This is a genomic window from Streptomyces sp. NBC_00443 (assembly GCF_036014175.1).
Lineage (GTDB): Bacteria > Actinomycetota > Actinomycetes > Streptomycetales > Streptomycetaceae > Streptomyces.
The window spans coordinates 7,020,317-7,032,750 of the sequence record NZ_CP107917.1; the positions used below are offsets into that span (position 1 = coordinate 7,020,317).

Sequence of the window (12,434 nt, forward strand, 5' to 3'; positions counted from 1 at the left end):
GCCGAGGCACCTGCGTGCGTCAGACGGCCCTCAGGACCGGGGCCTGCGCCTCGCCGGACCGGGCCGTCCCCTCGAGCTCCAGCAGCCACACGTCGTTGCCGCCCTCCCGCAGGACGGGCCCAGGGACGTACAGCGAGCACTGGGGGCCGGTGGACCAGTAACGGCCGAGGTTGAAGCCGTTGATCCACACGAACCCGCGGGTCCGGCCCGGCAGCTCCAGACGGGCGTCACCGCCGCCCCGCACCATGACGGTGCCCCGGTACAGCCCCGGGGCACCGTCCCCGGGCAGCTCCCGCGACGGCACCGCCCGGACCCTCTCGATCTCGTCCAGCGCCTCCAGCCGCAGCCCACGCGCGCGTACGTCGTGCAGATACTGCCGCTCGTGCAGGACACCCCCGGTGATCCCCTTGGGCTCGCCCAGCCGCGGCCCGTAGTTGACCCGCCCCAGGGACTCCACCCACAGCTCCACGCGCGCGTACCCCGCGACAGGCTCATTCAGGCAGGCGTCGTCCTCCGTGAGCACCCCGGCCCGCTCCCCGTCGACGTACACCACGGCGAGGTCCCGCAGCCCGCGCACCGTCAGCGGATACGGCTGCCGCGGCCCCGGCACCGTCACCTCGTACCGCACCAGGCCCCGCTCGACGCCCAGTTCCTCGAAGGCGGGCGGGACAGGACCGGACGTCTCAGGGCCGCCCAGCGTCTCCAGTACGTCGCCCAGCGGCGCCCAGTCGGTCAGGACCGCCTCGGCCGGCGCACCCAACGGCACGGGCGCGGGCGGGACTTCGGGAAGGGGGCCGTCGGCGTGATCGGCGAGGACCTTCCGGAAGGCCCAGAACTTCTCCGTGGGGCGGCCGTACTCGTCGATCGGGGCGTCGTAGTCGTACGACGTCACATCGGGCTCCAGCGGCCCGTCGTGCAGTGCGCCGCCGCCCCGGTTGGCGCCCGCCCAGCCGGCGAAGCTCGTGCCGCCGTGCGCCATGTACAGGTTCACCGACGCCCCGCATTCCAGGATCTCCCGCAGGGCCGCCGCCGCGTCCCCGGGATCGCGTACGACGTGCTCGCCGCCCCAGTGGTCGAACCAGCCGCACCAGAACTCCATGCACATCAGCGGACCGTCGGGGCGGTGCCGGCGCAGCGTCTCGAACGCCTCGCGCGCGTGGGAGCCGAAGTTCACCGTCGCCAGGACCCCCGGGACCGAGCCGCCGGAGAGCATGTGGTCCTCGGGGCCGTCCGAGGTGAAGAGCGCAACCGTGACGCCCTCGGTGCGCAGCAGGTCGGCCAGCCACCGCAAGTAGGCCGCGTCGGAACCGTAACTGCCGTACTCGTTCTCCACCTGCACCATGATCACCGGGCCGCCGCGGTCGACCTGCCGGTCCACGATCTCGGGCAGAAGATGCCGGAACCAGCTCGCGACATATCCCAAGTAGCGCTCGTCACGGGTACGCGCGCGGGCGCCCAGCTCGCCCGTCAGCCAGTACGGCAGCCCGCCGTTCTCCCACTCGGCGCAGATGTACGGCCCCGGCCGCACGACCGCCCACAGCCCCGCCTCCCGGGCCGCGTCCAGGAACCGGCCGAGCGCCTGCACGTCCCGGTGCCGGCCCGGCCGCGGCTCGTGCAGGTTCCACGGCACGTACGTCTCCACGCAGTTGAGGCCCATCGCCCGCAACATCGCCAGCCGGTGCCCCCACTGCGCCTCGTGCACCCGGAAGTAGTGCAGCGCGCCGGACAGCAGCCGCACCGGCCGCCCGTCCAGCAGGAAGTCTTCGTCCCCCACCGTGAACTCGCTCATGCGCCCACTCTCCCTCTGGCGCAGGTCAGGGTCCATGGACAAAGATCAGCGCTGCTTGGACCGAAGGACGGGACCGGCCGACGGGACTGGCGGACGGGACCGGCGGACGGGAACAGCGGACGGGACCGGCGGCGCGGACGGGAGGCACGCGGATGTACCACACCTGGATGCGTTTCTTCACGCCCGGCCCCGCACACCACCGCCTCGGCCTCGCCTGCCTCGGCGTGGGCCTCCAGTACGGCGCCCTGCCGACCGTCGGACCGAGGGTCCTGGACCACCATGTCGCCGTCGTGATCAGTACCGGCGGCGGCTGGTACGCCGCCCCCGACGGCCGCCGTACGACCGTCACCGCGCCCGCGCTGCTGTGGCTGACCCCCGGCGTGCCGCACCACTACGCGCCCGACCCCGGCACCGGCTGGGACGAGGGCTTCGTCGACTTCATCGGGCCCGCCGCACCGACGTACACCGAACTCGGGTACATCGAGCCCGGCCGGCCCGTCGTGCCGCTGTCCGACGCCGCCGGCCCCCGTGCCGTCATCGGGCGCATCGCCCGTGCCGCGCGCCGCGACAACCCCCTGCTGGAGGTGGAGACCGGCGCCGCCGTCCACGAGCTCCTCGTCGCCCTGCGCCGCGCCCGTGCCGACCTCACCCCCGACGGCGACCAGGTCCTCAAGGCCCTCGCACGCGACGCGTGCCTGCCGCTGACGGTCGCCGACCACGCCACCCGGCACGGCATGACCCCCGCCGAACTGCGCACCGCCGTGCGGCGCGGCGCCGGGTGCAGCCCCAAGGACTACCTGCTCGGCATCCGCCTGGGCCGCGCCAAGGAACTGCTCGCCGCCACCCAACTCCCCGTCGCCGCCGTCGCCCGCCGCGTCGGCTACGACGACCCCGCCTACTTCTCCCGCCTGTTCACCCGCCGCGTCGGCATGGCCCCGACCCGCTTCCGCGCCCAGCAGGGCCGCACCGTCCCCGGCGGCTGGAGCAACCAGGTCCCCGACCCCGACGATCCACCCGTGATCGAACGAACGACCAACTGAGCGGGCCCCGTAGGCTGGGCGCTCATGACCAGCAACACGTCCCCCAGCGACGTCGACCCGGCCGTCCGTGAAGAGCTCGCCCGGCTGCGCGACAGCATCGACAACATCGACGCGGCCGTCGTCCACATGCTCGCCGAGCGCTTCAAGTGCACCCAGCAGGTCGGCCACCTCAAGGCCGAGCACCAGCTCCCGCCCGCCGACCCGGCCCGCGAGGCCCGCCAGATCGACCGCCTGCGCACCCTCGCCGAGAACGCCAAGCTGGACCCTGCCTTCGCGGAGAAGTTCCTCAACTTCATCATCGCCGAGGTCATCAGGCACCACGAGAGCATCGCCGAGGACACCGTCAACGGCACCGCGTCCACGCCGAACCGCTCCTAGGCCCGGCCGGGACGACGGGAAGCAGACAGACCCTCCCCGAGGGAGTGACACGGCGGCCCCGGAGGGGCATGCTGCGCTGTGCACCGCATGTCAGCTGACACGCACTCCCCGTCAGCGCCCCGGACATACCCTGGATGTCCACGCGGGAGGGACGTCGGGCCATGCCGTCGGATGCCAAGATCCTCATTGTCGACGACCACGAGGACACGCTGTACGCGCTGGAGAGTGCCCTGGCCCCGCTGGGGTACCTGCTGGCCCGGGCCACCAGCGGTGACGAGGCGCTCAAGCAGGTGCTCCGCGGAAAGGTCGGCCTCCTGCTCCTGGACGTGCGCATGCCCGGCGTCAGCGGCCTGGACGTCGTGCGCTACATGCGGCGGGTGGAACAGACCCAGCACATACCGGTCATCCTCCTCACCGGCTTCGGTGCGGACCAGGACCTGACCTCCACCGCCTTCCGGCTCGGCGTCGCCGACCTCGTGCTGAAGCCCATCGACCCCTGGGCGCTGCGCACCAAGGTCCGCTACCTGTACGACGCCCACGAACGCCAGCGCGCACTGGTGGAGGAGGTCCGGGAGTTACGCGCCCTGGTCAAGGGCCATGCCGAGGTCGAGGAACCCGGCCCGCGCCCGGCCCTGCCCCACCCGGACGCCCGCCTTCCGCCGCAGCGTGACACCCCGGCGGGGAACCGGACATAGCGTACGTAGTGATCCACCCCTGTGCCTTGTCAGCGGCATCAGGCAGCATGTCGTGCATGTCCGTACTGACGCGCGACGAAGCGCAGACCCGTGCCCAGCTTCTCGATGTCCACCGCTACACGATCGAACTCGATCTGACCACCGGGGACACGACCTTCGACTCGCGGACCGTCATCAGGTTCACCACGCGCGCCGACGCGGACACCTTCGTCGAGATCACGCCTGCCGAGCTGCGCTCCGTCACGCTGGACGGACACCCCCTCGACCCGGAGACCCTGGACGACAACCGGCTGCCCCTGAAGAACCTCACCGCCGGTGAGCACGAACTGCGCGTCGACGCTGCCATGCGCTACTCCCGCACCGGCGAGGGCATGCACCGCTTCACCGACCCCACCGACGGCGAGGCCTACGTCTACACCCAGCTGGCCATGGACGACTGCAAGCTGGTCTTCCCCGCCTTCGACCAACCCGACCTGAAGGCCGTCTTCGACCTGTCCGTCACCGCGCCCGAAGGCTGGACCGTCCTCGCCAACGGCGTCACCGAGCACCTCGGCGCCGGCCGCTGGCAGGCCGCGCCCACCCCGCCGATCTCCACCTACCTCGTCGCCGTCGCCGCCGGCCCCTGGCACTCGGTGCGCACCGAGCACCGCGGCCTGCCCTTCGGCCTCCACTGCCGCCGCTCCCTCGCCCCCTACCTGGACGCGGACACCGACGAGCTCTTCCAGGTCACCCGGCAGTGCTTCGACCGCTTCCACGAGACGTTCGACGAGCCCTACCCCTTCGACTCCTACGACCAGGCCTTCGTCCCCGAGTTCAACGCCGGCGCCATGGAGAACCCCGGACTGGTCACCTTCCGCGACGAGTTCGTGTACCGCTCCGCCGTCACCGACACCGAGCGGCTGATCCGCGCCATGGTCATCGCCCACGAGATGGCCCACATGTGGTTCGGCGACCTCGTCACCCTGCGCTGGTGGGACGACATCTGGCTGAACGAGTCCTTCGCCGAGTACATGGGCTACCAGATCTGCGCCGAAGCCACCCGCTTCACCGACACCTGGGTCGACTTCGCCATCGCCCGCAAGGCCTGGGGCTACGACGCCGACCAGCGCCCCTCCACTCACCCCGTCGCCCCCGAAGCCGTCGACGACACGGCCGCCGCCATGCTCAACTTCGACGGCATCTCCTACGCCAAGGGCGCCTCCGCGCTGCGCCAGCTCGTGGCCTGGCTCGGTGAGAAGGACTTCCTCGCCGGTATCAACACCCACTTCGCCCGCCACAAGTTCGGCAACGCCACCCTCGCCGACTTCATCGACTCCCTCGCCTCCGCCACCGAGCGCGACGTCCACGCCTGGGCCGACTCCTGGCTGCGCACCACCGGCGTCGACACCCTCACCCCGGCCGTCACCCCCGGCGACAACGGCACCTACACCCTCTCCGTCGACCACGCCGGCAGCCGCACCCACCGCGTCACCGTCGGCATGTACGACCAGGACCTCGGCGACGACGCCGGCAACCTCACCCTGCGCGAACGCCTCGACCTCGACGTCCCGCAGAGCGCCCCGCAGCCCATCGGCAAGCGCCCGGCCCTGCTGCTGCTCAACGACGGCGACCTGACCTACGCCAAGGTCCGCTTCGACGCCAGGTCCTTCGAGACAGTCCGCAGTAGCCTCTCCGGCCTGCCCGACCCGCTCACCCGCGCCGTCGTCTGGAACGCCCTGCGCGACGCCGTCCGCGACGGCGAACTGGCCGCCGGCGCCTACCTGGAGGCCGCCCGAGCCCACCTCCCGCGCGAGACCGACCTCGCCATCGTCCAGGGCGTCCTCGCCTTCGCCGCCGCCCAGGTCACCGACCGCTACCTCACCCCCGAGGAGCGGCCCGCCGCCCTGGCCACCCTCTCCGCCCTGTGCCGCGACCTCATCCGCCGCACCGAGGACGGCGACAACCCCGGCCTGCGTCTGATCGCCGTACGCCACTTCATCGACGTCGCCGCCCACCCCGACGCCATCGCCGCCTGGCTCGCCGACGGCACCGTGCCGGGCGGACCCGAACTCGACCCCGAGCTGCGCTGGCGCGTCATGGGCCGTCTCGCCGTCCTCGGCGCCGTCGACGAGGCCGCCATCGCCGCCGAACTGGGACGCGACCCGAGCGCCACCGGCCAGGAGGGCGCCGCCCGCTGCCGGGCCGCGCTGCCGGACGAGGAGGCCAAGGCGAAGGCGTGGGACGCCATGTTCGCCGGCGACGGCGCCACCGCCCTGTCCAACTACCTCTTCACCGCCACCGCCCAGGGCTTCTGGCAGCCCGAACAGACCGACCTGCTGCGGCAGTACGTGCCGCGCTACTACAAGGACGCGGTCGCCGTCGCCGCCCGCCGTGGCCCCGCCATCGCCGACGCCGCCGGCCGCTACGCCTTCCCGGGGTACGCCATCGACGCCGAGTCCCTGCGGCTGGGCGAGGAGTGCCTGCGCGACGGCGAGCCGGTCCCGGCACTGCGACGCCGCCTCGCCGACCACCTCGACGACCTGGCGCGGGCGTTGCGGGTGCGGGAGGGCGTCGACGGCTAGACCCTGCGGCGCCTGTCCACACGGCCGATGCGGTGGGCTGATCTTCCTTCCTGGACTCGACGAGCCAGAAGGAGATCAGCCCACAGCCCTGGAGGAACCCGTGAGCGCAGTGACCGGCGCCACCGGCGTGCAGCCGGAGATCACCGACGCTGTCGAGACGATCACCGGCACCCCGGCCCGCAGCTTCGCCCAGTGGGCCGAGGGCCACGCGGACGACTTCCGGCACTGAGGCGCGCCCCTTACTCCGCCGGCCTCGGCGCGCCGCATCCGACACGCGTTCCCCGTACGGAAATACCCACTTTCGGGTTCCGATCATTGGGCTTTTCGGGCGTCATCGCGTAACTGCGTACAAGCTGGAAGTCGCTCATGTCCAGCGCCCGGGAGGCCACGATGAGCACGCTGCCGTCGCTCGCTTCAGGCCCGGAAGGTCCCCACGCCCTGCGGCCGTTGCTCGACACCGTGCTCGACGCGCTGGGCGAGGGCGCCCGCGCACGCCGGGGCCCCCTGCCCTCGGGCGGCCCGGACGCGGTGGCCGAGCGCATCCGGGCCGCGGTCGGGGACGTCCTGCCGGACGAAGGGGACCCGAACGCCCTCCACACCCTCGTCCGGGCCCTCGCCGAAGCCGCCGCCGACCCGGCGGACCCCCTGTGCACCGCCCACCTCCACTGCCCACCCCTCGCCCTCGCCACCGCCGCCGACCTGGCCGCCTCCACCCTCAACCCCTCCCTGGACTCCTGGGACCAGGCGCCGGGGGCGTCGGAACTGGAGGCGCTGGTGACGCAGGCACTCGCGGGGGAGGTCTTCGGCAGCGAGGGCGGTGCCACCGCCCTGATCACCACCGGCGGCACCGAATCCAACCAACTCGCCCTCCTCCTCGCCCGAGAAGCACACGGCGCCGGAGTCAGGCTGGTGCACGGGGCGAACGCACATCACTCGCTGCCCCGTGCCGCCTGGCTGCTCGGCCTGCCGGACCCCGTCGTCGTGCCCGCGCCCGCCGGTGTCCTCGACCCCGCCGCACTCGACGAGGCCCTCACCCAGCTGCCCGGCCCCCACCTGGTCGCGGCCACCGCGGGCACCACCGACGCCGGTCTCATCGACCCGCTCCCCGAGGTCGCCGCCCTGTGCGCCGCCCACGGCGCCCGGCTGCACGTCGACGCCGCCTACGGCGGAGGTCTGCTGTTCAGCGACCGGTACCGCGGCCGGCTCGCCGGCCTCGACGCCGCCGACACCGTCACCCTCGATCTGCACAAGCTCGGCTGGCAGCCCGTCGCCGCGGGGCTCCTCGCCGTCCGTGACCCGGGCGGCCTCGCCGTGCTCCACCACCGCGCCGACTACCTCAACGCCGACGACGACATCGAGGCCGGACTGCCGGACCTGCTCGGCCGGTCCCTGCGTACCAGCCGCCGACCCGACGTCCTCAAGATCGCTGTCACTCTCAAGACCCTCGGCCGCAGCGGACTCGGCCGGCTCGTCGAGCAGGTCTGCGCCAGAGCCCTCGATTTCGCCCACCTCGTCCACGGTCACCCCGGGTTCGAGCTCTACGACCAGCCCACCATCAGCACGGTCCTGTTCCGGCCCGCACACGCCACCGACGACGCCGTCGCCGCCGTACGCCGAACGCTCCTCACCGACGGCCGCGCCGTCCTCGGCCGGGCCCGCACAGACGGTCGCCTGTGGCTGAAAGCGACCCTCCTCAACCCCCACACGCGCCCGGACGACCTGGCCGCCCTCCTGAAACTGGTGGAAGGAAACACCCCCGGATGACCCCGCAGACCAACCCCCCGGCCGACCGGCACCCCAAGGCGCCGAGCCAGGACCCCGACACCCCCCGCGACCTCGTCGGCATCGGCATCGGCCCCTTCAACCTCTCCCTCGCCGCCCTGGCCCACCCCCTCGCCGAACTCGACGCCGTCTTCTACGAACAGCGCACCGCGTTCGCCTGGCACCCCGGCCTCCTCATCGAAGGCTCCCGCATCCAGGTCCCCTTCCTCGCGGACCTGGTGACGCTCGCAGACCCCGCGAGCCCGTGGTCGTTCCTCAGCTACCTCAGGACCCGCGACCGGCTGTTCCCCTTCTACTTCGCCGAGCGCTTCCACATCCAGCGCGCCGAGTACGACGCCTACTGCCGCTGGGTCTGCGAGAACCTCCCCGGGCTGAGCTTCGGCCACCAGGTCGACGCGGTCCGCTTCAACTCCGAACGCGACGTCTTCGAGGTCGACTTCACCCAGCTCGCCCCCGACGGTGAGGCCGAGGCGCTGGGCCGTACGTACGCGAAGAACATCGTTCTCGGCATCGGCACCGAACCGGATGTCCCCGACCCGCTCAGGCCCCTCGTCGATGCACCCGCCGTCCCGGTCATCCACGCCGCCGACTACCTCGAACACCGCGAGCGGCTCCTCGCCGCCGAGCACATCACCGTCATCGGCTCCGGACAGTCCGGCGCCGAGATCTTCCTCGACCTGCTCCGGCGCCGCCCCACCGGGCGCGAGCGGATGCACTGGCTCGGCCGTACCGAGGCCTTCGCGCCCATGGAGTACTCCAAGCTCGGCCTGGAGCACTTCACCCCCGACTACACCCGCTACTTCCAGGCCCTCGGCGAACCGGTCCGCGACCAGCTCGTCGCCTCGCAGTGGCAGCTCCACAAGGGCATCGACGCCGACACCCTCGCCGCCATCCACGACGAGCTCTACCGCCGCACCCTGAACGGCGGCTGGCCCGACACCGTCCTCACCCCGGGCGTGCAGGTCCGCACCGCGGGCCGGATCGCCACGACCAAGGTGGAGCTCCACCTGGAGCACGTCCACCAGAACACCCGCTCACGCCTGACCACCGACGCGGTCGTCCTCGCCACCGGCTACCGCGAGCGCCCCCTCACCCGCATCCTCGCCGGCCTCGACCCCTACATGCGCCTCGACAGCCGGGAACGCCCGCGCATCGACGACCAGTACCGCCTGGTCATGGACCCGTCCGTCACCGGCTCCGGCTGCAACATCTACGTCCAGAACGCCGAGCGCCACACCCACGGCATCGGCACCCCCGACCTCGGCCTCGCGGCCTGGCGCAGCGCCAGCATCCTCAACTCCGTCACCGGCAAGGAGACCTACCCGCTGCCCACCCGTACGGCGTTCACCACCTTCGGCCTCGAACAGCAGGAGCCCCGGATCCCGCGGGCGCGTCAGCCGAAGGTGCTGACACCGCTGATGGACGGGATCTGAGGCTCCTGACCGGTTGGTTCGACTCCGGCTAGAACACCGGCGTGCCGTTCCGGGTGAGCTTCCAGTCCACCGATGCGAAGTCCTTCGGGTCCAGCACGCCCTTCGCGGTCACCCACTCCGCGATCCGGGTGCGGATCTCCGTCGACTCCGACCACAGCTCCTGAGCCGACGCCACATGCGGGAACGCGCCGCCGCCGTTGGCCCGGTAGTTGTTCACCGCGAACACGAACTTCTGGGCGTCGTCCAGCGCGGCACCGCTGTAGGCCAGGTTCTTGATCCGCGAACCCGCCGCCTGCGCGATGTCGATCTCGTACGACAGCCCTGACACGTAGTCGTAGTTGTAGTCGGGGCGGTTGCCGGCGTTGGTGAGCTTGTCGACGTCGACGGCCGCGTCGGCGGCGGTCTGCACGAAGTACTCCGCCGAGTACTCCAGGTACGCCTTGATCTGCGCACCCGTCATCAGCTTCGCGACCAGCGTGTTGTCGTACACGTACAGGCTCGACAGATCCCGGATGGTCACGTCGCCGGCCGGGATCTCCGAGGTGCGCGAGAAGGAGAGGCCTGGGCGATGACGGGCAGCGAGGCGTGCTCCGTGCCCGCCAGCGCCGCCTTCACGACGTCCTCCTGCACCTTGGTGATCAGGTCGATGATCGGGGCGTCCTTGTAGCGGGCGTCGACCGTCGTCAGCTTCTCGGTCGCCGTGCCGACGACCTGGTTGACGTACTCCACCACGATGTCGTGGTCGTCCTTCAGCAGCTTGGTGATCTTCGGGTCGTCGGCGACCGTCTTCGAGTCGCGCACCGTCGCCTTCACCGACTCGACCTTCCAGCAGCCCTTGTCGAGGACCAGCTCGAAGTCGAACAGCGACAGCCGCTGGGCATAGCACAACGGCTCGGACAGCACGACGGTCCTGCCCGTCTTCTCGTTCGTGACCAGCAGCTCCGCGATCTCCGTGTGCGCGTGCCCGACGAGGATCGCGTCGATGCCCGGCACCTGCTGGGCGACCAGCGCCGCCGAGTTCTCGATGTACGGCAGCTGGTCACCGTACGACGACGTCCCCGACGAACCGGAGTGCGCCGACACGACCACCACGTCCGCACCCATCGAACGCAGCTTCGGCACCCACTTCGCGGCCTGCTCCTCCAGCCCCGGGAACACCATCCTGCCCTCGACGTACGCCTTGTCCCAGATCGCGATGCCGGGGTTGGTCAGACCGAGGACCGCGACCTTGACCGGCGGGGCGCCCGGCACACGGAACTTCTTGATGAAGTACGGCGGGAAGGCGGGCTTCAGCGTCTTCGCGTCCAGCGCGTTCGCACCCAGCAGCGGGAAGTGGCACTGGTCCTCGAACTTGCGCAGCGTCTCGATGCCGTAGTTGAACTCGTGGTTGCCGAGGGCCACCGCGTCGTACCCGATGGCGTTCATCGCCGCCGCCATCGGGTGAATCGGACCACCCTTGGCGGTGATCGGGTCGACCTTGGCGTAGTAGTACGTCAGCGGGGTGCCCTGGATCGTGTCGCCCGCATCGATGAGCAGCGTGTTGCGGCGGCCCTTCTCCTCGCGGACCTGGTTCACCAGCGTCGAGACCCGGGACAGCCCTTTCGCGTTGCCCTTGGCGTCGGAGTACTCCGCGTCCTTGAAGTAGTCCCAGTTGAAGATATTGCCGTGCAGGTCGGTCGTGCCCATCACCGTCAGCGCATACCGCTTCTTCGGCCGGGACCCCTTCGCCGGCCGCGCGGCCTTCGCCGCCGGGGCACTCACCGCAGAGGCCACCGCCACCCCCGCTCCGGTCACGGCGGACTTCGTCAGGAACTTACGGCGGTTCAACGGCATGAGTGCTTCTCCCGGGCGAATGGTCAACAACGCGCGTAGATTCTGACCTGCCCATGGCGAGTTGCAACAGACCCCGCACGTTTCGATCTGGTGACCGAAGCTGTGAACCGCCGGGCCCCCAGCCGGCCAACCGATGACAGAGTGGGACGTATGACCGCCCCCTCAGGAGAACTCCAGCCCGCCGTCCCCTACGGCACCCCCGACGCCCCCCGTATCGCCGTCCGCGGCGAGGCCCACCTCGAGGTCGACCCCGAGATCGCCCGCATCGGCGTCACCGTGGCCTCCCGCGGCAAGGACCGCCGCGCCGCCCTGGACGACCTCACCCGCCGCAACGCCGGCGTCCTCGACCTCATCAAGACCTACGGCGACGCGGTCGAGCGCCTGGAGACCGGCGCCTTCTCCATCAGCCCCGAACTGAAGGACAAGGGCCGCGGCGAACGCATCCACGCCTACCACGGCCGCGTCCACATCACGGCCGAACTCACCGACTTCACGGCGCTCGGCGAACTCACCACACGCCTCGCCGACTTGGAGCTCACCCGCGTGGACGGTCCCTGGTGGGCCCTGCGCCCCGACTCGCCGGCCCACCGGGAAGCGCGGCAGCAGGCGGTACGGGAGGCCGTGCAGCGCGCGCGGGAGTACGCCGAGGCGCTGGGGACCTCCCTGGCCGCGCTGGTGGAACTCGCCGACATCGGCGCGGAGAACGCCCCGCCGGCCTACCCGCAGACCCGCGGGGGCCGTATGCGCTCGATGGCCTACGCCACCGAAGAGGACGCCGCCGCCCCGCTCGACCTCGAACCCCAGCGTCAGCAGGTCCACGCCGAGGTCAATGCGCGATTCACCATGGTGCCGCCGCACCTGTGAATAGCCCCTCAGAGGTCATTCGAACGCTCATCGGAGCACCCCGGTGCACAATTCAACAC

The 12,434-nt window shown here is 71.4% G+C and carries 9 protein-coding genes and 1 pseudogene; 8 read left to right on the top strand and 2 right to left on the bottom strand.

Annotated features, from left to right (window positions below):
• Positions 1-19 precede the first annotated feature (19 nt).
• Positions 20-1,789, bottom strand: a complete 1,770-nt coding sequence (locus tag OHO27_RS31930; RefSeq protein WP_328428428.1) for a glycoside hydrolase family 35 protein — start codon at positions 1,787-1,789, stop codon at positions 20-22.
• 152 nt (positions 1,790-1,941) lie between these two features.
• On the opposite strand from OHO27_RS31930, the gene OHO27_RS31935 reads away from it, so the two are divergent.
• The 7 genes from OHO27_RS31935 (at position 1,942) to OHO27_RS31965 (ending at position 9,678) form a co-directional block, all read left to right on the top strand.
• Positions 1,942-2,829 carry a helix-turn-helix domain-containing protein gene (locus tag OHO27_RS31935; protein ID WP_328428429.1) on the top strand — a complete coding sequence of 296 codons (888 nt, stop codon included), beginning with the start codon at positions 1,942-1,944 and terminating at the stop codon, positions 2,827-2,829.
• Positions 2,830-2,853: 24 nt separating this feature from the next.
• Positions 2,854-3,207 (top strand): chorismate mutase, encoded by a 354-nt coding sequence (locus OHO27_RS31940; RefSeq protein ID WP_328428430.1) that lies wholly within the window; start codon positions 2,854-2,856, stop codon positions 3,205-3,207.
• 161 nt (positions 3,208-3,368) lie between these two features.
• Positions 3,369-3,902: a response regulator gene (locus tag OHO27_RS31945; protein ID WP_328428431.1), complete on the top strand. Its 534-nt coding sequence runs from the start codon at positions 3,369-3,371 to the stop codon at positions 3,900-3,902.
• A 56-nt stretch (positions 3,903-3,958) separates the two neighbouring features.
• On the top strand, positions 3,959-6,463 hold the full coding sequence (pepN, locus tag OHO27_RS31950; protein ID WP_328428432.1) for an aminopeptidase N: 2,505 nt from the start codon (positions 3,959-3,961) through the stop codon (positions 6,461-6,463).
• Positions 6,464-6,563: 100 nt separating this feature from the next.
• Positions 6,564-6,692, top strand: a complete 129-nt coding sequence (locus OHO27_RS31955) for a hypothetical protein (RefSeq protein WP_328428433.1) — start codon at positions 6,564-6,566, stop codon at positions 6,690-6,692.
• A gap of 161 nt (positions 6,693-6,853) precedes the next feature.
• Complete coding sequence (locus tag OHO27_RS31960; protein ID WP_328428434.1) at positions 6,854-8,227, top strand: pyridoxal phosphate-dependent decarboxylase family protein; 1,374 nt, start codon at positions 6,854-6,856, stop codon at positions 8,225-8,227.
• Positions 8,224-9,678: a lysine N(6)-hydroxylase/L-ornithine N(5)-oxygenase family protein gene (locus OHO27_RS31965; protein WP_328428435.1), complete on the top strand. Its 1,455-nt coding sequence runs from the start codon at positions 8,224-8,226 to the stop codon at positions 9,676-9,678. Before OHO27_RS31960 ends, OHO27_RS31965 begins: the two co-directional genes overlap by 4 nt.
• A gap of 28 nt (positions 9,679-9,706) precedes the next feature.
• On the opposite strand, the pseudogene OHO27_RS31970 reads toward OHO27_RS31965, so the two are convergent.
• A pseudogene (locus tag OHO27_RS31970) lies at positions 9,707-11,511 on the bottom strand (bifunctional metallophosphatase/5'-nucleotidase).
• A 150-nt stretch (positions 11,512-11,661) separates the two neighbouring features.
• Here OHO27_RS31970 and OHO27_RS31975 point away from each other — a divergent pair.
• Positions 11,662-12,375: an SIMPL domain-containing protein gene (locus OHO27_RS31975; protein WP_328428436.1), complete on the top strand. Its 714-nt coding sequence runs from the start codon at positions 11,662-11,664 to the stop codon at positions 12,373-12,375.
• The last annotated feature ends 59 nt before the right edge of the window (positions 12,376-12,434 follow it).